Genomic DNA, 24,635 nt, shown 5'->3' on the forward strand with positions numbered 1-24,635 from the left:
TTTCAGCAATATTAACTGATTAGATTTTAAGGAAATTATCCAAAAGCTGATGCCCCTGCTCGCTCAAAATGCTTTCAGGATGGAACTGAACGCCATGCAGCGGCAAGGTTTTGTGCATGATGCCCATAATGTCGTCACGACCACCATCCCGTTCTGTCCATGCAGTAACCTCGAAACAATCGGGCAGCGTCTGTGGCGCGACCACCAGCGAATGGTAGCGCGTCACGGTCAGCGGATTATTCAGCCCGGTAAAGACACTCCTGCCGGTATGGCGGACAGGGGATGTTTTGCCGTGAATGGCCTGCCGGGCGCGGACGATGCTCGCGCCGAACGCCTGCGCCATCGCCTGATGCCCGAGGCACACGCCAAGTATCGGTAAACGGTCGGAGAAATGGGCAATCGCTTGCAGGGAAATGCCAGCCTGATCAGGCGTACACGGGCCGGGAGAAATCACCAGATGTGAGGGGGAAAGCTGTTCAATGTCGGTGAGCGTCAGCTGATCATTACGCATCACTTTCACCTCTGCACCTAACTCGCAAAAATATTGATAGAGGTTGTAGGTGAAGGAATCGTAGTTGTCGATCAGCAGCAGCATAGTGTACCCGGTAAAAGTCGGAAAATTTACCGGGCAATTCTACGCATTTTTCAGCTCAGGCTCAGTATTTTGTCGATCAATGTTCTTCCGGGATTTCACTGACAACAGTATTAAAAATTGCCACCAGCTCGGATTCATCACCAAACACCGCCGTTTTATTGGCCGCCAGCCAGCGCTCACGATCCACTTTGGACCAGTCAATATCGTAGCCAGCATGAATGACCAGTTGCTCGATGAAGATCCGCAGCGCACGTCCGTTACCTTCGCGGAACGGATGCAGCAGATTCAGGCCGGTGTAATAGTGAGCCAGACGCTCAGCGAGATTATCCAGGGGTAACCCGACCAGAAACGCTTCTTCTTCAAGCTCCTGCATCAGCGCGTTGCCCTCTTTTTCGATATATTCGAAATGGCAAAACTGAGTGTCATCCTTGTAGATATCGATTTCACGGAACTCGCCTGCCCAGGCGTAAATATCCTGGAACAAAGACAGATGCACCGCACACATATGCGGCAGTCCCATCACCGCAGGCCCAAGCGGCATCGCTGACGCGCGCAGGGCAGTAAATGCGAGTTCGGCCTGCAACAGACGATGTTCTTCACGGATTTCCAGCCGGTTTTTCAGCACATTGATGCCGGTATAATAGTAAGGGTCGGCACCGGGCACGAGTTTATCGTTCATAGTGCTTCCTCAGTTCGGTGAGGCGTTGTGAAATTTGTTCGTTGTCTAACGTGATAACCTCAACCTGCAAACCATCCAGCGCGCTACTGGCCTGAAAGTTCTGCCGCTGACGTTCGCGAAAAAGTTTTTCCTGCTGCCTGAGTGTCAATTTCTTCGCCATTATTTCCTCCCTGGGTACAGCCATTCGGGCACATACCTTGTGGAGTTAAGTATAGACAGAGAAAAAAGGGCGCCAGCTTCAGCGCCCTAAACTCGGATTATTCAACAGCGATAGGGGTCTCGTTCACGTCTGTTTTATGATCTGCCTGAAGCGTTTTCACGCGATCCTCAAGCTGTTTCACCGCCTGCGCATCCGGCAGAAGTGAATATTTCAGTTCAAACACCGTGCTCTGGCCGGGTTGCAGTTGTTTTACGCGGCCTTGTTTACGTTCGATAGTGACCGGATACGCATAGTTGGTGCCCGGTTCGATACCCGTAACGTAACCCTGCTTCAGAGTGTCGGTGTTTTTCCACAGCGTCAGCAGCGGCAACTGATGGGTATCGAATTCAATCGATGCTCCTTTGTTGCCCGCTTTGTTCACTACGCCAGCAATGGTTTTACCCTGTGCATCCGCCAGCGGAACCATGTTAAAGACCATCTCGTCGAAGCCTTTGGTTGGCCCGGCGTAAGTCTGCCAGTCTGCTAAACCTTTTTTGGCGTAATCATTGAACGGAGAAATTGATTTCAGCGGCGCAATGAAACGGGCGCCCTGCTCAAGGATCGGCTGACCGAAATTACTGTGATAAATAATCTGGTAGTCGCGCGGATAATCCGACTGGTTAGTCAGGGTGTCGTGGATGGTCCACGAATGACTACCCGGCACGTAACGCAGCTCAGTCCAGGTTTCCAGCTTGGCTTTCTTAAAGGTGTCTTCTTTCAGCAAGCCGCGCACCGTGATTTCATAAGGGGCTTTATCGGCAATATCAACCACCACTTTCGAGGCTGGTGTATTGCCCGCCCGACCGTGCAGCGTGTAAATCATGCCGTCAGCAGTAACAGGATGTCCGGTCCATTCAAAGCCGCAACGCACCATCATTTCGTTGAAACCTTCCAGCCAGCCCACGCCGTTACGGCTTTCAAGGTTGATATAGGCCGGATTCACCACCTCCTGAACCGGAGAATCCCAACCTAAGCGGATGTTATCGCCGGTCACGTGCAGTAAATCCATCCCGCGCGTCGGGCTCAGTGCAATCGTCAGCCCTTTGCTGGTAATAGTGATGACTTTTGACCCTTCCTGTTTGCCACCGTGAAGCACTTTTTGTTCGATGCTGAAATCCGCGCCCGCGATGTTCAGCTTTTTGTTGTCAGTCTTCCAGTTTCCCAGTTCTGTACCGGCTTCAGCATCCGTCAGCACGATGGTTTGTGCAGTGGCCTGCCACGAAAAAAGCCCCAGAACGATCCCGGTAACGAGTAATTTTTTCACAATAACCCCTTTTTGCTGAATTGATTTAGCCCAAAAGCAATTCAGCCTACAAAGTCCGGCAGGCGAAAAACGTGACAGCCTTCAAGTTGAGCGGTTTTTATGCTAAATGACAGGCAGTAACGTGCCAGACCTCGCAAAAAATCGTAATTTCAGAGAGAAATTGCAAATGAAACTGAGATCTCAGGCAGGAAGAGACGCGCATAAGCTGATGCGTTTCAGCTTATACGCGTTAGCAGAAGGATGTTACTTTTTACGGCCTCCCATAATGGAACCGAGAACCCCACGCAGGATCTGACGACCTAAATCACGCGCCATGCTTTTTGCCGCAACCTGTACCACACCGTCACGTTTACCCCCCCGTGGTCCGGTGCTGCCGAACAATATTTCATTCAGTCCCCCCATCAGCCCACCGCCGGAAGGGGTTTGCGCCGCCGGTTTGGCCGGGCCTGTGGATTGCGGCGTGTTGATCGTGCCGAAACCTTGTGCGGTGATTTTTTCGTAGGCCGATTCACGGTCTATGCTGTCTTCATAGCGACCATACAGAGGCGACTGGTTGATCGCTTTGTTACGTTCGTCGTCGCCAGTCATGCCCATTTTCGATTCCGGCGCTATCACCATCGCCCGCTCAACGATTTCAGGACGCCCCTTTTCATCCAGAAATGACACCAGCGCCTCGCCAACGCCCAGTTCAGTGATCGCCGTTTCAGCGTCGAAAGCCGGATTCGCGCGCAGTGTTTGCGCCGCCGCTTTGACCGCTTTCTGGTCACGCGGCGTAAAGGCGCGTAAGGCATGCTGTACGCGGTTACCGAGCTGCCCGAGCACGCTGTCAGGAATATCCAGCGGGTTTTGCGTCACGAAGTAAATACCCACGCCTTTGGAGCGGATCAGCCGCACGACCTGTTCAATTTTTGTCAGCAGCGCCTGCGGGGCGTCATTGAACAGCAGATGAGCTTCGTCAAAGAAGAACACCAGTTTGGGCTGCTCAGGGTCACCGACTTCCGGCAGATGCTCAAACAATTCAGCCAGCAGCCACAGCAGGAAAACGGAGTAGAGTTTAGGCTGATTAATCAGCTTATCCGCGGCCAGCAGGTTGATAATACCGTGGCCTTTCTTGTCGGTTTTCATCAGGTCATTAATATCCAGCATCGGCTCACCGAAGAACTGATTTGCGCCCTGACCTTCCAGCGTCAGCAAGCCTCGCTGAATGGCGCCGATGGAAGCGGAAGAAATATTGCCGTACTGCGTCTGGAACTGTTTAGCGTTATCACCGGTAAACTGCACCATGGCACGCAAATCTTTCATATCGAGCAGCAACAAGCCGTTGTCGTCGGCAATCTTAAACACCAGTTGCAGCACGCCGCTTTGCACGTCATTAAGATCGAGCAATCGCGCCAGCAGCAGCGGCCCGAGGTCAGAAATCGTCGCGCGGATCGGATGGCCTTTTTCACCAAAGATATCCCACGGGATAATGCTGCATGCCTGCGGCTGCCAGTCCGTCACGCCAATATCATTCAACCGCGCGGCGAGTTTTTCCGACGCCACACCTTCAGCACCAATACCGGATAAATCCCCTTTCACATCGGCCAGAAAAACCGGAATACCGATACGGGAAAACTGCTCGGCCATTCGTTGCAGCGTGACGGTTTTACCGGTACCGGTCGCGCCGGTAATCAGTCCATGTCGGTTCGCCAGCGCAGGAAGGATCACCAGATCCTGTACCGGTTTACCTTCATTCATGGCTTTGGCAATCAGACGGGCTTCACTCATTTCATTGTCCTTGAAAGTGGCAGGCGGGGAGCTTTCTATAAAACTATAAGTCTCATCAAAGGGGCGTCAATAAATAGGCAATAAAAAGCCCCCGGAACCGGAGGCTTAGAAAAACAGTATTCTGGAGGAAGGGCTGAAAAATTAAGGCAGCACTTTCGCAGACAGGATCACAATCGGCGTCGTCGGCACGTTCTGGTAAGGCCCGACATTATCCGTTTTGACCTGAGACATTTTGTCTACCACATCCATGCCTTTAATGACTTTACCGAATACGGCATAGCCGAAATCACGCTGACCGTGATCGAGGAAGGCGTTATCTGCCACGTTGATGAAGAACTGGCTGGTCGCGCTGTCTTTATCGGCAGTACGCGCCATGGCGATGGTGCCGCGCAGGTTACGCAGGCCATTGTCCGCTTCGTTCTTGATCGGCTCTTTGGGCGCTTTTTGCTGCATGTCAGCCGTAAAACCGCCACCCTGCACCATGAAGCCCGGGATCACGCGGTGGAAAATGGTGTTGTTGTAATAGCCGCTCTGAGCGTAATCAACGAAATTCTTCACAGAAACCGGTGCCTTCGCACTGTCGAGTTCCAATTCGATATTCCCCGCTGAAGTGGTCAGCATGACATGGGTTTGGGCGGCCGCAAGAACAGGCTCCATTGCAGTCAGGGATAGCAGCGCAGTCAGGGCCACTAAAGTACGTTTAAACATGACGGTTCCTTTCTTCAGAATACAAACAACAGATCCCACTGATTCTAAAGAGGCTTTACGCTTAGCGCCAGACCTTTACCTTTATTTACGCTTGGGAATAAATATTCCAATTATTTCAGAATATTACATCATATTTTTCACTGCCTTAGCTGTTGAAATCCACAGCGTGATCTTCATCAAGATGGATGAGGGTTTTTGCCAGCTGTGTTTGCGCGATCAGTACGCCCTCGCGCAGAGAATATTGTACCGGTGTCTGGCGGCGCACCGCGTCGAAACCACTTTGTGCTGGCAGGATCACCAGGCTGGCAGCATAGCCACTTTCCAGACCGTAACCTTGCAGATTCATAGTGCGGGCGCTGTAGGTGGTGATGAGCTTCAGCCCGTCATTAATTTGCTGATATCCCATCAGCTGACAGACATGCAGCCCCATGTGCAGTACCTGCAACATATTGGCGGTGCCGAGCGGATACCACGGGTCAAACACATCATCATGGCCGAAACAGACGTTGATCCCCGCCTCCAGCATTTCTTTCACACGCGTAATACCGCGGCGTTTCGGATAGGTGTCAAACCGTCCCTGCAGGTGGATATTGACCAGCGGATTGGCGACAAAGTTGATACCTGACATTTTCAGCAAGCGGAATAAACGCGAAGTGTACGCGCCGTTATAGGAATGCATCGCGGTGGTATGGCTGGCGGTAACGCGCGCGCCCATGTTTTCACGCAGGGCCAGCGCGGCCACAGTTTCGACAAAACGCGACTGCTCATCGTCAATTTCATCGCAATGGACGTCGATCAGCTTGTCGTATTTTTTCGCCAGTTCGAAGGTTTTATGCAGCGATTCCACACCGTATTCGCGGGTGAACTCGAAATGGGGAATCGCACCGACGACGTCAGCGCCCAGCTTCAGCGCCTCTTCCAGCAAGGCTTCGCCGTTCGGGTACGACATGATGCCTTCCTGCGGAAACGCCACAATTTGCAGCGTGACCCACGGCGCGACTTCAGCTTTCACTTCCAGCATGGCTTTGAGTGCCGTCAGCGTCGGATCAGACACATCCACATGGGTGCGCACATGCTGGATGCCGTTGGCTATCTGCCACTTTAGCGTCTGCCAGGCGCGCTGTTTGACGTCTTCATGCGACAACAGCGCCTTGCGTTCTGCCCAGCGTTCAATGCCTTCAAATAACGTACCGGACTGATTCCATGCTGGCTGACCGGCGGTTTGAGTGGTATCGAGATGAATGTGCGGCTCGATAAAAGGAGGGATTGCCAACCCCCCTTCAGCATCCAGGATATGCTCGCCATAGTCGGCATTATCCCATTGAGGGACAATCTGGCGTATCACGCCGCCTTCGATATCTATCTGCCACAACCCTTCCCGGTCAGGCAACCGTACATTTTTCACGGTACGCAAAAGAGTTTTCGTCACGCGTTACCTCATCATTTTTAGTAAGACTGCGTTGTCGGTGATGTTAAAGCCAATCTTAGAACAATAGCCTGAAAGTGTTTATAAATCGAAAGGTTACGTAAAAACCCAATAAAATCAGTCAAATACCCCCTAAGGAGTATATTGGAACTGGCTTGATTTGCATCAATACCCCCTGTTACGCGCGGGTTATGTTTAGCCTCAGAAAATCAATATTGAGGCAATTATGAGCAAAGTCAGAATCGCGATTATTGGCAACGGCATGGTCGGCCATCGCTTTATCGAAGATTTACTGGATAAAGCAGAACCGGGCCAGTTCGATATCACGGTATTTTGTGAAGAGCCGCGCGTGGCCTATGACCGCGTCCATCTTTCCTCTTATTTTTCACATCATACTGCCGAAGAACTGTCGCTGGTTCGCGAAGGATTCTACGAAAAACATAACGTCAATGTGCTGATTGGCGAACGGGCGATTACGCTCAACCGCAGTGAAAAAGTCATTCATTCCAGCAGCGGCCGCACGGTGTATTACGACAAACTGATTATCGCCACCGGCTCCTACCCGTGGGTGCCGCCGATCGCGGGTTCTGACAGTCAGGATTGCTTCGTTTACCGCACCATTGAAGACTTACATGCCATCGAATCCTGCGCCCGTCGTAGCAAACGCGGTGCCGTGGTCGGCGGCGGTCTACTCGGCCTTGAAGCCGCCGGTGCATTGAAAAACCTCGGGGTTGAAACCCACGTGGTAGAATTCGCCCCCGGCCTGATGGCGGAACAACTCGATACGCAGGGCGGCAGCCAGCTACGCCAGAAAATCGAAAGCATGGGCGTACGCGTCCACACCGCCAAAAATACTCAACAGATTGTTCAGGGCGGCACGTCTGCCCGTAAAACGATGGAGTTCGCCGATGGCACCTTCCTTGAAGTCGATTTCATCGTATTCTCCACCGGTATCCGTCCGCAGGACAAACTGGCGCGCCAGTGTGATTTAGAGATCGCTCCGCGCGGTGGCATTGTGATTAACGACCAGTGCCAGACCAGTGACCCGGATGTGTACGCCATCGGCGAATGTGCTTCGTGGAATCAGCGTACTTTCGGTCTGGTGGCACCGGGCTACAAAATGGCGCAGGTCACCGCTGATCATTTACTCGGTCGCGATAACGCCTTCACCGGCGCAGACATGAGCGCCAAACTGAAACTGTTAGGCGTGGATGTGGCCGGTATCGGCGACGCGCATGCCCGCACGCCGGGCGCACGCAGCTACGTTTATCTGGATGAAACCAAAGCGTTGTACAAACGCCTGGTGGTCAGCGAAGACAATAAAACGCTGCTCGGTGCCGTGCTGGTCGGTGATACCAGCGATTACGGCAATCTGCTGCAACTGGTGCTGAACAGTATTCCACTGCCGGAAAATCCCGATGCGCTGATCCTGCCCGCTCACGCAGGCAGCGGTGGCGCGGTGATTGGCACCGATGCCCTGCCGGAAAGCGCGCAAATCTGTTCGTGTTTTGACGTCACCAAAGGCGATATCATCAAAGCGGTTCAGGGCGGTTGTCACACCGTGGCGGCACTGAAATCGGCGACCAAAGCCGGTACCGGTTGCGGCGGCTGTATCCCGCTGGTAACGCAGGTGCTAAATGCTGAACTCAGCAAACAAGGCATCGAAGTTAACCATCATCTGTGCGAACACTTCGCCTATTCGCGCCAGGAGCTTTATCACCTGATCCGCGTGGAAGGTATCCGCTCATTCGACGACTTGCTGAATAAATACGGCAAAGGCTACGGTTGTGAAGTCTGTAAACCGACCGTCGGATCGCTGCTGGCTTCCTGCTGGAACGATTACGTGCTGAAACCGCAGCACACGCCATTGCAGGATACCAACGATGTGTTCCTTGCTAACATGCAAAAAGACGGTACCTATTCCGTTATACCGCGCTCGCCGGGCGGTGAAATCACACCGCAAGGCTTGCAGGCAATTGGTGAAATCGCAGCTGAATACAATCTCTACACCAAAATTACCGGCTCGCAGCGTATCGGCATGTTCGGCGCGCAAAAGGACGATTTACCCGCCATCTGGCAGAAACTGATTAACGCTGGCTTCGAAACCGGTCAGGCCTATGCCAAAGCCCTGCGTATGGCAAAAACCTGCGTCGGCAGCACCTGGTGCCGTTACGGCGTGGGCGACAGCCTCGGTTTCGGCATCAGCCTGGAAAACCGCTACAAAGGCATCCGCACGCCCCACAAAATGAAATTTGGCGTGTCCGGTTGTACCCGTGAATGCTCGGAAGCACAGGGCAAAGACGTGGGGATTATCGCCACGGAAAACGGCTGGAACCTGTACGTCTGCGGTAACGGCGGCATGAAACCTCGTCATGGCGATTTACTGGCGGCCGATCTGGATAACGATACCCTGTTGCGTTACCTCGACCGCTTCATGATGTTCTACATCCGCACTGCCGATAAACTGCAACGTACCTCGGTCTGGATGGACAATCTCGAAGGCGGCATCGACTACCTGCGTAAAGTCATCATCGATAACAAACTGGGAATTAACGACCAGCTCGAAGCCGAACTGACACGCCTGCGCGACTCAGCGGTTTGTGAATGGCAGGAAACGCTGAACGATCCGGCGGCGCAAACCCGCTTCAGTCACTTTATCAACAGCAGCCAGCGTGACCCGAACGTGCAGTTCGTCGGTGAGCGTCAGCAACATCGTCCGGCGCGTCCTGACGAACGTATCCCGGTAAGACAAATCGCCGACGGGGAGGAAGTATTATGAGCCAATGGTTAACGCTTTGTTCTGTCCACCAGATCCTGCCTGCATGCGGTGTTTGCGCACTGGCAGGCGATCAGCAGGTCGCGCTGTTTCGTCCTTATGCTGATGAGCAGATTTTTGCGCTGTCGAACATCGACCCTTTCGCACAGGCCAGCGTGCTGTCACGCGGGATTATCGCTGAACATCAGGGCGAGCTTTGGGTAGCCAGTCCGCTGAAAAAACAGCATTTCCGCCTGACCGACGGTGTCTGCATGGAAGACGAGCAGTATTCGATTCCGGCTTACGAGGTCCGCGTACAGGACGGAAATGTGGAAATCAACACCGCCAGGCTTCGGGCTGAAATCGGCTAAACGCCGCGCCTTCCACGCCGCCTCCGGGCGGCGTTATTATTCATTCCAAAGAACGCTATTTCAAAGAACGCCGCCTCAGAGAATATTATCTATGGATTACCTGCCCCTTTTTTGTCAGTTAAAAAACAGAGCCTGCTTACTGGTCGGTGCCGGTGATGTTGCAGAGCGTAAAGCGCGTTTGCTGCTGGAAGCTGGCGCAAAACTAACGGTGAACGCCCTCACCTTTACGCCGCAATTTCAGATCTGGGCAGATGAAGGCAAAGTCCGCCTGTTACGCGGTGAATTTTCACCGCTGCTGGTGGATGAAAAATGGCTGGTGATCGCTGCGACCGATTCCGATCTGGTGAATCAGGAAGTCAGCGAAGCCGCAGATCACCGCCGCGTGTTCTGCAACGTGGTCGATGCGCCGGAAAGTGCCAGCGTGATCATGCCGTCGATCATTGACCGTTCTCCGCTGATGATCGCGGTGTCTTCCGGCGGTAATGCGCCGGTACTCGCGCGTTTGCTGCGCGAACGTCTGGAATCCATTCTGCCGCAGCATCTGGGCAAACTGGCACAGGTCGCGGGCGGATTGCGGGCGCGGGTAAAAACACATTTTCCTGATGCTTCTGAGCGCCGTCGCTGGTGGGAAAAACTGTTTAATCATCATCGCCTGGCGCAGTCGCTGGCGAACAATGACAACGTGCAAAGCCACGAATACCTTGAAGAATTATTCCGCGAGCCCGTGGATAAACATGGCGAAGTGATTCTGGTCGGCGCCGGACCGGGCGATGCCGGATTACTGACGCTCAAAGGCTTGCAACAGATGCAACTGGCCGACGTGGTGGTTTACGACCGGCTGGTTTCTGACAGCGTGCTGAATCTGGCACGTCGCGACGCGGAGCGGATTTTCGTGGGCAAACGTGCCGGACACCATTGTGTGCCGCAGGAGCGCATCAATGAAATCCTGCTGGAACAGGCGCAGATGGGCAAACGCGTTGTCCGTCTCAAAGGGGGCGATCCGTTTATCTTTGGTCGTGGCGGCGAAGAACTGGAAGCACTGAAAGCCGCAGGTATCGCATTTTCCGTGGTACCTGGCATCACGGCGGCCTCCGGTTGTTCCGCTTACAGCGGTATTCCGCTGACCCACCGCGACCACGCGCAAAGCGTGCGGCTGATCACCGGCCATGCGAAGCAGGATGGAGTTTTAGACTGGGCCTGCATGGCGCAAACTCAGCAAACACTGGTGTTTTATATGGGGCTTACGCAGGCCGGAGAGATCCAGCGCCGGTTGCTGGAGAATGGCCTGGCAGCAGAAACGCCTGTCGCACTGGTAGAAAACGGCACCAGCCAGCAACAACGAGTGGTGACAGGGAAGCTCACAGAGCTCGAAAATCTGGCGAAAAAGGTGCAAAGCCCCAGTCTGATTATTGTCGGCAGCGTGGTGAGCTTACGTCAGAAACTCAACTGGTTTGCCAGCGAAACCTGTCTGTGATGCCCTTCTGTTCAAAAAACTCCATTTATTTTATTAATCAATTCAGAGAAGTGAATTCAGATTCACTTCTCTCCCCGCACTTATAAGATAAATCTTATAACAGAACATAATTCCTGTTATCTCACCTGAATCAGTCAAAATTCAAAATAATCACTGCACCCAAATGGAATATTCAGAATCTTCAACTTAAACTTTAATTACGCCAACTGTGGCGTAATCTCCCGTGGAGGGTCAAATCATGCGCCATACCATTCATGTTGGTCATGTTAACAAGATTGCCCTGGCAATCTTAGTCGCCCTGTCACTGGCTGCCTGTAGCGGCAGTGGCGGCGGCGGTTCTTCTCATACGGCAAAAACGTCCACCACCGGCTCAGCAACGACCGGCGATGGCACAGGTTCAGGGACCGGGACTTCAACGGGCGGTGACGGAACCTCCACCGCCGGGAATGGAAGCGGCACAGGATCGGGTACCGGGGCAGGCACCGGTAGCGGTGGAGGAACCGGGACTGGCGGCGGAACAGGGACAACACCGTCAACCACGCTTGCCAGCGCGACGATCCTGAGCAGCGCAGGCACCGCGGTCAGTGGTCTGGGTACGCAGGTCAGCAGCATCGCCACCCAGACACCGATCAGTAATATTCCGGTCGCCGGGACTGGCGTCGTGACCATCATCGACAGTACCGGTAAAGCGGTGACTGACGTGGGCAGCGGCGTGAAAAACGGGCTGGGACAACTCGGCACCAACCCGAACGCCGTCGGCACCACCGTCGCCGGCGTCCCCATTGCCGTGGCGGATTTGGGCACCGGCGTGTCAGGGCTGGGGACTTCGCTGGCTGCCAATACCACAGGAACACCGGTCAGCGGCGTGACATCCGCAGCAGGCGGGCTGGTCAATAACGTCGGGAAAGTGGTCACCACAACGGGTAACGGATTAGCGACAAACGTGCAAACCGGTGAGCTTTCTAAAGTCACCACGGCGACCACCGGTATCGTGACGCCCGTTGTCGCCAAAGTTCAGGGCACCACACAAGCCGTCGGCGGCGCAACAGGGCTGGGCGCACCGGTTAATGGCTTGCTGAATCAGGTGGGCACTACCGTCAGCGGCGCAGGGACGCAACTGGCAACCACCACACCGGCGCTGGCTGGTCTCGGACAGGTGGTCACCGGCACCGGACAGGCCGTGTCTAAAACCGGGACCATTCTGGTTCCTGCCAGCAGCACGACCACCTCTACCGCCAGCAATTCCGGCGGCATTTCGGCGGGCGCTGGCGCATCCGTCACGCAATCCGGCGGTTTACTGGCCGGGGTAGGCACCACAGTGGGAGGACTGACCGGCGGCCTGGGTCTGAAAGTCAAAACCACGCCGTAAATCTGTTAATGAGCGTTGGTAGAAAAAGCCCGCTCTCCGGTTCTGGCGGAGAGCGGGCTGGCATCTCTGAGTGGTAACTTTTCCCTGTGCGTTCAAAGGAATGTTTATGAGAATAAAATCCTGCATAGTGGCTTTACTGGGTTCTGCCATTGGCTACAGCTCGGCAGATATGTTTCCTACCCTGATCGACCCGAATAACCCGGCCAAACTGGCTGAGCCTATTTCCCAGCCTCCGGCCAAAACGCAAAATATCGCCTTACCCGCACAAAAGTCTCCTCCCAGCCTGACACCCCAGACCCTGATTGACGTCAGACACATTCAGTTTGTCGGCGGCACTCAGTATCCGCTGGATTCACTGGCCGCGCCCTTCGCCCCCTTTATCGGCAAACAGGTGCCGCTTTCGGCATTACTGGCGGCCACCGACACGATCACCCAACGCTATCACCGCGACGGTTTTATTCTCTCTTACGCCTATATTCCGGCCGATAACTTTAAAGAGGGCGTGCTCAGCATCGGTCTGGTGGAGGGATACATTTCCGGTACGCAAATCCGCAGCGACAATCAGCAGGTGGGCCGCTGGCTGAGTAAATTATCGCAACATATCATGGCGGAGAAACCGCTGACGCAGGATGCCTTTGAACGGTACACCCTTCTGATGGGACGCACGCCGGATACCAAAGTCAGCGCCTCGGCCAATAATCCGAACAACATTTACGGCGCCACCACGCTGAATGTCGACGCCACACGCCCGCGAAACTGGAATATCGCCACCGCCGTAGATACCCGCAAAGGTGACAGTTCTGCCGTGGTTAACGCCACGCTAAGCGGCCTGAGCACCTACGGCGAGCAGTTCGGCATTGCGACCTTAATCCCGCTGGAAAGCGATACCCGTAAGACCTACGCCGGTCTGAACTATCAGCAATATCTTGGCGACGACGGGTTGCTGATGCAGCTGAAAGGCAGTTATTACCAGCAGAAAGATAAGGATTACAACAGCATATTACTGCTGCCCAACGGCATCGACGTCGGGGCGCAAAACACCCAGACACAATATAACGGCGGCGTGGTATTCAGCTATCCGTTGCAGCTGACGCGGAAAAAACAATGGACGGTCAGCGGCGGTCTGGATTATCTCGATAAAAAATACCAATACGATTTGCGGGCAAGGCTGGGCAATCAGCAGATTGACCTGCCGCAGGTCAGCCAGCGGATCCGCTATCCGGCCGCAGAATTGTCACTGACCGGCTACCGGGAATATGATCAGGCTTACTGGAATACCACCTTCAATGTCCGTCAGGGGATCGACGGTCTGGGGGCGACGAACTCCACACCCAATGCAGATCTGACGTTTACCCGCTGGAAATTTAACGGCGATGCGGCCTATCTGTTCGATAAAAAATGGCGGTTAAGTTCATCCGTGGAAGGTGACTGGTCGGATAATGATTTACCTGAACCGGAGCGTGTGAATTTTGGTGCGCTGCATTACGGGCGCGGTTATCCGGACAGTGATGCCCAGGGGGATTACGGTGTCGGCGGACAAGTGGAAATGCGTTATATCCACAGTCTGGAACAGGGAGAATGGCTAAAAACCATTCAGCCTTACGCCGTGGTAGATGCCGCACATACCGGATTTAACCAGCCGGGGCTGCCCAAACAAAATCTGTCGTCTTACGCCATTGGCGTGATGTTTGGCGATAACCGTCACTATTCATTATCCGTGGAAGCCGCCAGACCGATTGGCGATGTGCCGCTCGACAGTTCGTCCCGCGACTGGCGCTATAACGCGACCTTTACCTATAACTTCAACACCGGCTCGTGAAATCCTGAAAGTAAAAAGCCACGTCTTAAAAGACGTGGCTTTTTGATGGAGTGCCGGGCATGACTTATTCGTAGCTGACGAAACCAATAGCTTCGTAGGCCTTCTTCAGCGTCACGCTGGCACGGGCACGGGCTTTCTCAGCCCCTTCTTTCATGACCTGTTGCAGATAAGCTTCGTCACTGCGGAAGCGGTTAAAACGTTCCTGCACTTCAGTGAGCATGCCTGAAACCGCTTCAGCAACGGCACCTTTCAGATGACCATACATCTGGCCTTCAAATTCAGCTTCCAGCTCAGGAATGGCTTTGCCCGTCACACCAGAAAGGATATCCAGCAGGTTAGAAACGCCTGGCTTGTTTTTAATGTCGTAACGAATGACTGGCGGCTCTTCAGAATCCGTCATCGCGCTTTTAATTTTTTTGGTCACCGCTTTCGGATCTTCCAGCAGGCCAATCACGTTTTTACGGTTGTCATCCGACTTTGACATCTTCTTGGTCGGTTCCTGCAATGACATCACGCGTGCACCGGATTTCGGAATGAACGGCTCCGGCACGGTAAACACATCGCCATAAAGTGCGTTGAAACGTGCGGCGATATCGCGGCTCAGTTCCAGATGTTGTTTCTGGTCTTCACCAACCGGCACCTGATTGGTCTGGTACAGCAGAATATCCGCCGCCATCAGCACCGGATAATCAAACAGGCCAGCGGTGATGCTTTCGCTGTTGGAGGTTTCATAGCGCGCTGATTTGTCTTTAAACTGCGTCATACGACCCAGCTCACCGAAATAGGTGTAGCAATTGAGCGCCCAGCTTAGCTGACTATGTTCAGGAACATGAGACTGCACGAAGATGGTACTTTTCTTCGGATCAATGCCGACCGCCAGATACAGCGCCAGCGTGTCCAGCGTCGCTTTGCGCAGCTTTTCCGCATCCTGACGCACGGTGATCGCGTGCAAATCGACGATGCAGTAAATGCATTCGTAATCGTCCTGCATTTTGACCCATTGACGCAGCGCACCCATGTAGTTGCCAATGGTCAATTCGCCTGAGGGCTGTGCGCCACTAAATACGATGGGTTTACTCATTTTATGCTTCCTGATCTTTTAAAGATAACAGCCCTAAAGTGGGCAAAAGGTCGGCGAAATTATCCAGTACGCGATCGGGTTTGGTCAGCGCGATAGTTTCACCGTAGTTATAGCCGTAAGTCATGCCCACACACGGACAACCAGCGGCCTGCGCAGCATGAATATCATTGCGAGAATCACCGACAAAAACCATTTCACTGGCGCGCAATCCGAGCAGTGCCAGGGTCATGTAGACCGGTGCCGGATGCGGTTTTTTCGCCACAACATCGTCGCCGCCAATCACGACCGTGAAATAGCTGTCGATACCCAACGATTGCAACAAAGGCGCGATGAAAGGCGTGGGTTTGTTGGTCACCAGCCCCATTGGCAGCCCGGCTGCGGCCAGTGCAGCCAGCGTCTCTTTGACTTGCGGGTATAAACGGCTGCCACCTGCGGCAGTATCGGCATAATAGTGATCGAATTTATCGCGCACTTTCTGCAGAAACTCTGGCGACAAATCACCTTCGGCCCAGCGAACGGCACGTTCAACCATCACGTCAGCACCATTGCCAATCCAGGTACTGAGACGCTCAACGCCTGCGACAGGTAAATTGAAATCACGCAGCGCCATATCCATGGCTTCAGAGAGACCCGGCGCGCTGTCGACCAGCGTACCGTCGAGGTCAAAACCTAAACCGCGGGCGGCGAGAATTTCAGTCATGTGAGACCTTAGCCAGTTCACTGCGCATATGGTCAATCACCGTGCGGTAATCCGGCTGATTGAAGATAGCGGAACCGGCGACAAACATATCTGCACCGGCAGCGGCGATTTCGCCGATATTTTCGGCTTTCACACCACCGTCTACTTCCAGACGAATGTCATAACCGCTGGCATCAATAATCTTGCGAACCTGACGCAGTTTATCCAGTGTGCCTGGAATAAACGACTGCCCGCCGAAGCCAGGATTAACTGACATCAGCAGGATCACGTCGAGTTTATCCATCACGTATTCGAGATAGCTCAGGGAGGTTGCCGGGTTAAACACCAGACCGGCTTTACAGCCATGGCTTTTAATCAGCTGCAGGGAGCGGTCAACATGCTCGGACGCTTCGGGATGGAAAGTAATGTAAGAGGCACCGGCTTCGGCAAAATCCGGGATCAGACGATCAACCGGTTTGACCATCAGGTGAACATCGATCGGCGCGGTAATGCCGTAGTTACGCAGTGATTTAAGAATGGCTGGCCCCATCGTCAGATTGGGGACGTAGTGGTTGTCCATCACATCAAAATGGACCACATCTCCGCCCGCTTCCAGAGCTTTCGCTGTGTCTTCGCCCAAACGGGCAAAGTCAGCAGACAGAATGGACGGTGCAATCAAAAACTGTTTCATCCGCTTCTCCAAACGATAGGTTTATCCGATGATCACCGCTTGGCCGGTAATCAGCGATATAGCGCTAAAAGTTCATTCACCATGCTGCGCTGGGCAACTTTACTGCTGATAGTGCGGCGCGCTGACACGCGGTGCAGCTGTTTCGCCTGTGCATACCATTCCAGCGTAAGTGGTGTTTCGTGGTTGGAAATCAGCACCGGCACATCGTTCTCATTGGAAAGCTGATACGCCAGACGAGCCAGATTACGCTGATCATCCATGCTAAAACTGTTGGTGTGGTACGCCGTAAAATTTGCTGTCGCAGAAAGCGGGGCATAAGGCGGATCACAATAAACCACCGAGCCAGACTGCGCTTTCAGCAACGTGTCCTGATAATGCTCACACACGAATACTGCATTCTTCGCTTTTTCAGCAAACCAGTAGAGTTCTTCTTCAGGAAAATAAGGCTTTTTATAACGCCCGAAAGGCACATTAAACGCGCCACTGAGATTATAACGACACAGGCCGTTGTAACAATGGCGGTTAAGATAGAGGAAAAGTACCGAGCGACGATAAGTATCGCTGCTGGCATTAAACTCAGCCCTCAGGCCGTAAAAACGATCTGATTCGTTAAACTCTGGCGTAAAAAGCACGTGAGCATCACGCACAAATTCTTCAGTGCGTGTCTTCACAATGTTGTAGAGATTGATCAGGTCGCTATTGATGTCCGCCAGAATATAAGCGTCATACTCGGTATTCAAAAATACGGAGCCCGCGCCAACAAAAGGCTCAATCAGACAATCTCCCACCGGAAGATGACGTTTGATGTCATCAATCAGCGGGTATTTGCCGCCAGCCCACTTCAAAAACGCGCGGTTCTTCTTCATGCCGTCAGTTAGCTACTTATATACAATTCACAGCCGCGGATTGTATCCTGTTTTTAGACAGCAAATCGCGTTGAGATCAGTTTCATTTTTTCAGGTCTTGCTGTACCTGATGTACAGGCTTGACCCACGGTTTTTTCGCCTGAACTTCCGCAGGCAAGCTGGAAATAGCACGTTTGGCTTCTGCAGAAGAAGCGTAGTTACCACTCACCAGTACAAACCACGGCTTCCCGTCGCGGGCGGTCTGATAAACCAGATAATTTTTCAGGCCCTGCTGTTTTGCAAACGCATTCAGTGTATTGGACTGAGAAGCGCCGCTCAGTTGCAGGGTAAAGTGCGTACCTGGCGCAGACTTAATGGCAGACGTGCTGCCAGAAGCTGTTGCCGGTGCAGAGGCAACCGGAGCAGGTGACGCGGAGGATTTGGTTGCCGGCGTTTTCGCGGTATGCGACGCCGTTGCTGATGTCTTATGCTCAGCCTGTTTCGAGGTATGAGCAGGCTGCGCATTACGCGAAGACTGTGCCGGACGTACATGGGTGGCTGACGGCTGAGAACCTGCCGGCGCCTGAGTATGAGCTGAACCGTTGACGGTCGCTGGTGCGGTCGGCAAAGAAGTCAGTGACTGAGCCGCAGGTGCCATACTGCCTTGTGCCACGCCATCGACCTGATTTTGCTGGGAAGAAAGCGCATCGCTCATATCACCCGGCAAATCGACACGTTCTTTCGCCTGACCATTATTGGGAACAGGCTCGGCTTCGGTTGGTGTCGGGGAAACTGGCGGTAAACCGATACTCTTCGGTTGCTGGCCATCAGCTGGCTGTTGACCGTCTACGGCTTGCGCCGTATTAGCCTGAGCCTGAGCAGAAGGTTGAGCAGGTGCCGCAGCATCGTTACCTGAGAGACTGATGTCTTTCGGACCATTGGTCTGCTGAGCAGGCTGGCTGGAGGAAGGTGACTTCATGGCTGAGCCGATACCGACAATCAGCAATACCAGCACCACAATCCCGATGCCGATCATCACGTACTGACGGGATACAGCGACTTTTGGAATGGAAGGAGACGGTTTACGCGCGCGCGGTGGGCGGCGATCGCTGGTGTCTGGTTTGAGATCGTCTTCCGGTGTTAAATCATCCATCTAAAACCTCCAACCCGGCAAAAGCCTCAAGAGGCTTTACGCGGAGCAACTATCCTGACTAAAAATATAAAGCTTTGCTGGCAAACGTAAAATCGGTCGTTATCTGGCCATCATTATGGCCACAGTCTTAACGGCAATCTTCAATCGAAGCCAGCACCATTTCATGCGATACGCCGGAGCGTACTTCAGACTGACCAATTGCTTTCGGTAAAACCAGACGCAGCTCGCCAGCCAGTACTTTCTTATCACGCATCATGTGCGGCAGATAAGACTGCGCGTCCATAACTTCGGGGCCCGTCACAGGCAAACCTGCGCGGGTCAGCAGGGCTTTCACCCGGGCGATATCACCCAGACTGAACTGCCCCAGGCGATGGGCCGTATAACAAGCCATCACCATTCCAGCTGCCACAGCTTCGCCATGTAACCAGTTACCGTAACCCATTTCTGCTTCAATAGCATGGCCGTAAGTATGGCCCAGATTCAGCAAGGCGCGCAGTCCGTTTTCACGTTCATCGGCAGCCACAACCTCGGCTTTCAGCTCGCAGCAACGACGGATGCAATACGCCAGCGCATTCATATCCAGCGCCAGTAAAGCGTCCATGTTGTCTTCAAGCCACACAAAGAAATCAGCATCCAAAATAATGCCGTATTTGATAACTTCCGCAAGACCCGATGACATTTCACGGGCAGGCAGAGTTTGCAGACAGTCGAGATCAACCACCACCGACGCAGGCTGATAAAAAGCGCCGATCATGTTTTTCCCGAGCGGATGGTTTACCGCTGTTTTACCGCCAACGGAGGAATCAACCTGAGAAAGCAGCGTGGTTGGCACCTGAACAAAGCGTACACCGCGCTGATAACTGGCTGCAGCGAAGCCGGTTAAATCACCGACTACGCCACCACCAAGAGCGATCAAAGTCGTATCACGTCCGTGCGGCTTTTCGAGTAGCGCGGAGAACACGTCATTCAGAACAGTCAGGGATTTGTATTGTTCACCATCAGGCAAAATGACCTGATCAACACGAACGCCTGCCTGCTCCAGCACTGAACGAATTGCATCCAGATAGAGAGGGGCAAGGGTTTCATTGGTCACTATCATGACCTGATCGCCTGCCTTTACCGGCATAAAAGAAGCCGGATCGTGGAACAATCCGGCAGCAATCGTAATGGGGTAGCTACGCTCCCCTAACGTTACGGTAATCCTCTCCATGTCGTGCTCTGTGACCTTCTTTAACTGACACCCTCAGGCAATGATGGACACCAATAATCAGTTACTTTCCAGCATATTGATAATCTGGTTAGCAACGACTTTGGCACTTTGATCATCGGTACGAATAGTGACGTCGGCAATCTCTTCATACAAAGGATTGCGCTCTCTCGCCAGTGCTTCAAGCACTTCACGCGGCGGAGCACTCACTTGTAATAATGGACGTTTTTTGTCGCGTTGTGTACGCGCCAGTTGTTTTTCGATGGTAGTTTCAAGATAGACGACAACGCCACGCGCTGACAAACGGTTACGGGTTTCACGTGATTTCACGGAACCGCCACCTGTCGCCAGAACAATGCCTTGTTTTTCGGTCAGTTCGTTGATCACTTTTTCTTCGCGGTCGCGGAATCCGTCTTCGCCTTCCAAATCAAATACCCAGCCCACATCAGCTCCGGTACGTCGCTCAATTTCGTGATCGGAGTCGAAAAACTCCATATTGAGTTGCTGAGCTAACTGTCGACCAATAGTGCTTTTGCCGGCACCCATAGGCCCAACCAGAAAGATATTGCGTTTCTCTGCCATGTTTTTCGGTATTACTAAGACAATTCGTTGATGATAACCCGCCCCGCCAATCAAATTAGCGGCGGGACCTAAACTGAAACCTCATGAGCGATATAGTGCGAGATCAGAAAAAAATTATCTCAACACTCTTGGTAGTTTGGCAACCGAATAAATCACTTTGCACGCCGCAGGAGGGAAACCGTACGTTTTTATCGGCGTGTCTGTCGTAATAAAAAGATCACGGTGCTCAATTCGGTAACCCTTGTAAGCTAAATCGACGGCAGCGTCAAACTCAGAAGCCTCTTGCAACACAAAAAGTTGCATGCGCTCAACGTTATTAAGTCATTTACAAGGGGTAAGAATACCCATTTAACGGGTGAGGATTAAGGTCGGAGTGATGAAAATCACCAACTCACGCCGCTGTTCATTGGTGTATTGGTGTTTAAACAAAGAACCGACCACCGGAATGTCACCCAGGACAGGGACTTTCGTATCCGTTTTTTGGTTTTTACGCTGGAATATCCCGCCGAGTACGATCGTTTCCCCGTTTTTTACCGTCACCTGGGTTTTTATTTCCTGCTTATCGATCGCCAGCGCCTCGCCTTCGGACTGTTTGATACTTCGCCCCGGCATGTTCTGGCTAATCTGCAACGCCAGTTGAATACGCCCGTCACGCTGAATTTTCGGCATGACTTCCATTCCCAGCACCGCTTCTTTGAATTCGATCGACGTGCTGCCACTCGCCCCGCTGGAAACCTGATACGGGATTTCCGTTCCCTGTTTAATACTGGCAGTCTGCATATGCGCCGTCAGCAGCCGCGGGCTGGCAATAATATCGACCTTATCTTCCTGCTCAAGCGCCGTCAGTTCGAGATCAAGGATCCGCCCGCTGATGTGTGCAAGATTGAAGCCGGCAGTAAATATCGGATTTTCGACCGGCATTCCCATACTGAAATTGTTCATGCGCACCGCTTTTGTAATGGGTTCCTCCCCGGTAAATCCCCAGCGCACTCCAAGTTCGCGCAGGCTTTCGCTGTTCATGGTGACGATATGCGCCGCCAGCTGGACCTGCTGGAGGGGTAAATCCATCTCCTTTACCCACGGTGCCACCACATCCAGCGCCGCCTGCGTGTCACGTAACAATAGCGTATTGGTGCGGGTATCTGCAGAAGCATTGCCTTTTTGCGACAACAGCGATCCTTTCTGAGCGTTCAGGCTAAGCGCCGTCTCTTTCGCATCCGCATATTGCAAAGGGACGGTGAGGCTGATCAGCGGGCTTTGCAGCGCCTGCTGATCGGCGGCATCTTTTATCCGCTGTTGTACAACCTGCGGGTCTTCTTCAGGCGACACCAATAAAACGTTGCCCTGCAACTGACTGGTGAGATGGTTCATTTGCAGAATGATGTCGAGCGCCTGCTGCCACGGCACATCTTTGAGTTTCACACTTATCTGCCCGTCCAAACCCGGTGCGGTGACCAGATTCAGTTGCCGGGCATCCGCCAGCGCCTGCAATACCAAGCCGACCGGCGAGGACTGAAACTCCAGCGAAATCAGCGGTGGCGTACCGGCTTTCACCGGGCTAAGACATAAACACAGCAAAAACAGCACAATCCGTTTATTTACGTATTTCATTATTTTCCTTTCCCTGGAGAATCATTACCTTTACCCAGCCTGATAATCTGACGCTGTAAGCCGCAACGTGCGTCACTGAGGCTAAGTTCAACCTGCACACTGCTGAGCACTTCAACCGTCCATTGCGGCATCCCAACGAGTGAACCTGTTTCGACTTTATTCCAGCGCCCCTGCGGAGAAAGCAGCCAGCCATAACGTTGCCCTCCGACATCTGAAATCCCGCTTAACAGCCATTCAGATAACGGAGAAACACCAGCACAGTCGGGTGTCTGTGGCGTATTAAACGGATCACGCACGGCTTTCGACGCGACGACACCGCTAACAAACTCCGCCGCTGGCGCAGTTTGTGTCAGTAACACTGATGCTTTCATCCCACCACTACCGGTGGTATGCAGATTCAGCTCGCTAAACGCAGGCTGTTCGGGACGTTGCAACAGCGCATGAAGAAAATGCATCAGTTCGGTAAAAGTCACCTGCAATTGCAATTCACCCTGCGGTTCTTGTTTCGGTTGCGAAACGGGTTGCCAGCGAATCAGCACCGCCTGAGAGTCTTTCAGTGGCCGGGAAAACGCTTGCTCCAGAGGCAGGCTTTTGCGCAGTGATGTCGCATTACCGGCCAGTTCCTGATCCAGTCTTTCCAGTGGAATCATGCGCATTAGCGTCACCTGAGCCAGGGAAAGGGTCTGTTGTGCGATGTCAATCTCCCGTTTCAGGGTTTCCTGTTGCTGCCATAATCCGCGCAATCCGAACTGATACAGCGTTAAAACCATCATCACTAAACATGCGGTCAGAATGAATACCCGCTGCCAGCCGGGTTTTTCCATCAGCGGTTCAATACGCTCTGATAGAAAACCGGTCATTGCGGTACTTCCGGCGCAGGCAGTGGCCTTTCAGCGCGAAACTGCGTTTTCATCACGAAGCTCAGATTCTGGTTGGGCTGTTGCTGTACATCAGAAAGACTGACCTTGCTGAGCAAGTCTCCTGCCGACAGCATGTCGCTCAATGCCAGAATGTCGTGGTACAACCGCCCTTCACCTTTTAACGTCAGCATTCCCTGATATTCTGTCAGCTCAGTCAGCCACAGTTCTTCGGGCATCTTTAACGCCAGCAGCTCCAATAATTGCAGATAGTCCCGGCTCCGCTGCACACGCTGGTGGCTCAAAAGGCGTGCTTCAGTCAGAACCTTTACCTGTGCTGAAGCGGCCTCCACACGACGCTGCTGAAGCATAATCTTTTGAATGCCTGAATTTAGCGCTGACAGCTTCACCTGCAATAACGTCCGCTCCTGCGCAATGAAAGCGGCCAGAAGCCAGGCACAGACCACCACAGAGACCGGAAACGAAACGAAAATCTTCAGCCAGCAACGCATCCGCTTTTGACGGCGCAGCTTTCGCCACGGTAATAAATTGACCTGGAGCATCAGTAATCCGCCTGACGAATAGCCAGCCCGATGGCGGGCGCAAATGCACCGGGATTCGCAGGCAAAGGCGCGGACAATTGCGCGATTGCGCTTAATGGCGACCAGCATTGCATTACCGCAGATGGCGATTCGCCACTGAAATAGTCCTCCGCGTGGCATAATGCGGCCGCGCGATACTGTGTGCGGATCTTCTGAGAAATTGAGGTTTCAGTCATGGCCTCTGCGTGATCCAGCAAGCCAAACTGGAACGGCAAGCTGTGCGGCGAAGCCCAGAGAAAGGCATCGTCAAGGGGATGAATCAGCAATGCATCACCCGGAACGCCGGCAGCACAGGCCGCCATCTGAAGTGCGCAAGGGGCCAGTTCAATAGCATCCGGAAACAACCGTGCCTGCACCATGCATCGCACCCACTGTTCAATTTCCTGCTGCCTTGCGGCTGTAACCACCAACTGATTATCACCATGAGGATCAGCCCGGTAGTCCATCACCAGATGTTCCATGCCGAGGGGGAATTGTTTCGCGGCGTTAGCGAAAATAAACGCACTGCGCTGCGGCTCACCCAACCGGGCATCGGGCGCGGCCATTCGCTGTTGCATAATACGTTGTGCAGGAAGGCTTATTCGTAATGAAAAAGACGTCGGCAGCGTTTTTCGCCAGCACGATAAAAGGGCGATCAGCGGCGCGGTCTCATGTAATATCCCCTCCCGCAATGTGAAAGGAGGCAAAGGATGCTGCCACCAGTGACGTAATTGCCAGCCATGACGCCGCCGCTGAACGGCGATCGCACGGGCAAAACCGGCTTGAATATCCAGACCTACCTGCCATGCTTGTAGTCGCATTTTCGCCCAATCTCCATATCGTCAGGTAAATAAAAGAACGTATCCATGTTGCTGGCTTGCCTTTATACTACCGCGCGGTTGTTTATAAACTGCCCAATTGA

General features: G+C 53.2%; 23 protein-coding genes. 5 read left to right on the forward strand and 18 right to left on the reverse strand.

Annotated features, from left to right (window positions below; translation table 11 throughout):
* Nucleotides 1–19 precede the first annotated feature (19 nt).
* The 7 genes from GW591_RS18635 to GW591_RS18665 all read right to left on the reverse strand — a co-directional run bounded on the left by GW591_RS18635 (nt 20) and on the right by GW591_RS18665 (nt 6,641).
* Nucleotides 20–595, reverse strand: a complete 576-nt coding sequence (locus tag GW591_RS18635) for an aminodeoxychorismate synthase component II (protein WP_013573631.1) — start codon at nt 593–595, stop codon at nt 20–22.
* Between the two features lie 76 nt (nt 596–671).
* Entirely contained in the window at nt 672–1,274 is a 603-nt protein-coding gene (locus GW591_RS18640; RefSeq protein WP_166861232.1) for a putative adenosine monophosphate-protein transferase Fic, read from the reverse strand.
* Nucleotides 1,264–1,434 carry a YhfG family protein gene (locus GW591_RS18645; protein ID WP_013573629.1) on the reverse strand — a complete coding sequence of 57 codons (171 nt, stop codon included), beginning with the start codon at nt 1,432–1,434 and terminating at the stop codon, nt 1,264–1,266. The genes GW591_RS18640 and GW591_RS18645 overlap by 11 nt, the downstream gene beginning before the upstream one ends.
* A 97-nt stretch (nt 1,435–1,531) precedes the next feature.
* Nucleotides 1,532–2,737, reverse strand: a complete 1,206-nt coding sequence (locus tag GW591_RS18650; RefSeq protein WP_121019989.1) for an aldose 1-epimerase family protein — start codon at nt 2,735–2,737, stop codon at nt 1,532–1,534.
* 243 nt (nt 2,738–2,980) lie between these two features.
* On the reverse strand, nt 2,981–4,504 hold the full coding sequence (locus tag GW591_RS18655) for a helicase HerA-like C-terminal domain-containing protein (RefSeq protein WP_037033645.1): 1,524 nt from the start codon (nt 4,502–4,504) through the stop codon (nt 2,981–2,983).
* Nucleotides 4,505–4,645: 141 nt separating this feature from the next.
* Nucleotides 4,646–5,212 carry a peptidylprolyl isomerase A gene (gene ppiA, locus GW591_RS18660; protein WP_013573626.1) on the reverse strand — a complete coding sequence of 189 codons (567 nt, stop codon included), beginning with the start codon at nt 5,210–5,212 and terminating at the stop codon, nt 4,646–4,648.
* Nucleotides 5,213–5,357: 145 nt separating this feature from the next.
* Nucleotides 5,358–6,641, reverse strand: a complete 1,284-nt coding sequence (locus GW591_RS18665; protein WP_013573625.1) for a cytosine deaminase — start codon at nt 6,639–6,641, stop codon at nt 5,358–5,360.
* A 223-nt stretch (nt 6,642–6,864) separates the two neighbouring features.
* Here GW591_RS18665 and nirB point away from each other — a divergent pair, with 223 nt between their 5' ends.
* From nirB to GW591_RS18690, 5 genes are all read left to right on the forward strand, one after another.
* On the forward strand, nt 6,865–9,417 hold the full coding sequence (gene nirB / locus GW591_RS18670) for a nitrite reductase large subunit NirB (protein WP_112198417.1): 2,553 nt from the start codon (nt 6,865–6,867) through the stop codon (nt 9,415–9,417).
* Entirely contained in the window at nt 9,414–9,764 is a 351-nt protein-coding gene (nirD, locus tag GW591_RS18675; protein ID WP_121019990.1) for a nitrite reductase small subunit NirD, read from the forward strand. The genes nirB and nirD overlap by 4 nt, the downstream gene beginning before the upstream one ends.
* Nucleotides 9,765–9,855: 91 nt before the next feature.
* Nucleotides 9,856–11,238, forward strand: a complete 1,383-nt coding sequence (gene cysG / locus GW591_RS18680) for a siroheme synthase CysG (protein WP_166861234.1) — start codon at nt 9,856–9,858, stop codon at nt 11,236–11,238.
* Nucleotides 11,239–11,476: 238 nt separating this feature from the next.
* Nucleotides 11,477–12,607 (forward strand): collagen-like triple helix repeat-containing protein, encoded by a 1,131-nt coding sequence (locus GW591_RS18685; protein ID WP_037033653.1) that lies wholly within the window; start codon nt 11,477–11,479, stop codon nt 12,605–12,607.
* A gap of 100 nt (nt 12,608–12,707) precedes the next feature.
* Nucleotides 12,708–14,426, forward strand: coding sequence for a ShlB/FhaC/HecB family hemolysin secretion/activation protein (locus tag GW591_RS18690; protein ID WP_379670870.1), 1,719 nt, complete (start codon nt 12,708–12,710; stop codon nt 14,424–14,426).
* Nucleotides 14,427–14,490: 64 nt separating this feature from the next.
* Here the strand turns inward: GW591_RS18690 and trpS are convergent, their stop codons facing one another.
* The 11 genes from trpS to pilM all read right to left on the reverse strand — a co-directional run bounded on the left by trpS (nt 14,491) and on the right by pilM (nt 24,534).
* On the reverse strand, nt 14,491–15,507 hold the full coding sequence (gene trpS, locus GW591_RS18695) for a tryptophan--tRNA ligase (protein ID WP_037033655.1): 1,017 nt from the start codon (nt 15,505–15,507) through the stop codon (nt 14,491–14,493).
* Nucleotide 15,508: 1 nt separating this feature from the next.
* The gene (locus GW591_RS18700) at nt 15,509–16,207 is read right to left on the reverse strand and encodes a phosphoglycolate phosphatase (RefSeq protein ID WP_013573620.1); all 699 of its coding nucleotides are present in this window, start codon (nt 16,205–16,207) and stop codon (nt 15,509–15,511) included.
* On the reverse strand, nt 16,200–16,877 hold the full coding sequence (gene rpe, locus GW591_RS18705) for a ribulose-phosphate 3-epimerase (RefSeq protein WP_014333544.1): 678 nt from the start codon (nt 16,875–16,877) through the stop codon (nt 16,200–16,202). Before rpe ends, GW591_RS18700 begins: the two co-directional genes overlap by 8 nt.
* Before the next feature lie 50 nt (nt 16,878–16,927).
* The gene (gene dam / locus GW591_RS18710; RefSeq protein ID WP_013573618.1) at nt 16,928–17,743 is read right to left on the reverse strand and encodes an adenine-specific DNA-methyltransferase; all 816 of its coding nucleotides are present in this window, start codon (nt 17,741–17,743) and stop codon (nt 16,928–16,930) included.
* Between the two features lie 82 nt (nt 17,744–17,825).
* Nucleotides 17,826–18,875: an SPOR domain-containing protein gene (locus GW591_RS18715; RefSeq protein WP_112151928.1), complete on the reverse strand. Its 1,050-nt coding sequence runs from the start codon at nt 18,873–18,875 to the stop codon at nt 17,826–17,828.
* 127 nt (nt 18,876–19,002) lie between these two features.
* Nucleotides 19,003–20,085 carry a 3-dehydroquinate synthase gene (gene aroB / locus GW591_RS18720; protein ID WP_121019991.1) on the reverse strand — a complete coding sequence of 361 codons (1,083 nt, stop codon included), beginning with the start codon at nt 20,083–20,085 and terminating at the stop codon, nt 19,003–19,005.
* A 57-nt stretch (nt 20,086–20,142) separates the two neighbouring features.
* Nucleotides 20,143–20,664, reverse strand: a complete 522-nt coding sequence (gene aroK / locus GW591_RS18725; protein WP_014333540.1) for a shikimate kinase AroK — start codon at nt 20,662–20,664, stop codon at nt 20,143–20,145.
* A 348-nt stretch (nt 20,665–21,012) separates the two neighbouring features.
* Nucleotides 21,013–22,275 carry a DNA uptake porin HofQ gene (gene hofQ / locus GW591_RS18730; RefSeq protein ID WP_112198413.1) on the reverse strand — a complete coding sequence of 421 codons (1,263 nt, stop codon included), beginning with the start codon at nt 22,273–22,275 and terminating at the stop codon, nt 21,013–21,015.
* The gene (locus GW591_RS18735) at nt 22,275–23,135 is read right to left on the reverse strand and encodes a pilus assembly protein PilO (protein ID WP_119261119.1); all 861 of its coding nucleotides are present in this window, start codon (nt 23,133–23,135) and stop codon (nt 22,275–22,277) included. Before GW591_RS18735 ends, hofQ begins: the two co-directional genes overlap by 1 nt.
* A complete protein-coding gene (locus GW591_RS18740) occupies nt 23,132–23,695 on the reverse strand; it encodes a PilN domain-containing protein (RefSeq protein WP_119261118.1) in 564 nt (187 codons plus the stop codon). Before GW591_RS18740 ends, GW591_RS18735 begins: the two co-directional genes overlap by 4 nt.
* Nucleotides 23,695–24,534 carry a pilus assembly protein PilM gene (gene pilM, locus GW591_RS18745; protein WP_166861236.1) on the reverse strand — a complete coding sequence of 280 codons (840 nt, stop codon included), beginning with the start codon at nt 24,532–24,534 and terminating at the stop codon, nt 23,695–23,697. Before pilM ends, GW591_RS18740 begins: the two co-directional genes overlap by 1 nt.
* Between the last annotated feature and the right edge of the window lie 101 nt (nt 24,535–24,635).

Origin of the sequence: Rahnella aceris (assembly GCF_011684115.1) — a bacterium.
Lineage (GTDB): Bacteria > Pseudomonadota > Gammaproteobacteria > Enterobacterales > Enterobacteriaceae > Rahnella > Rahnella aceris.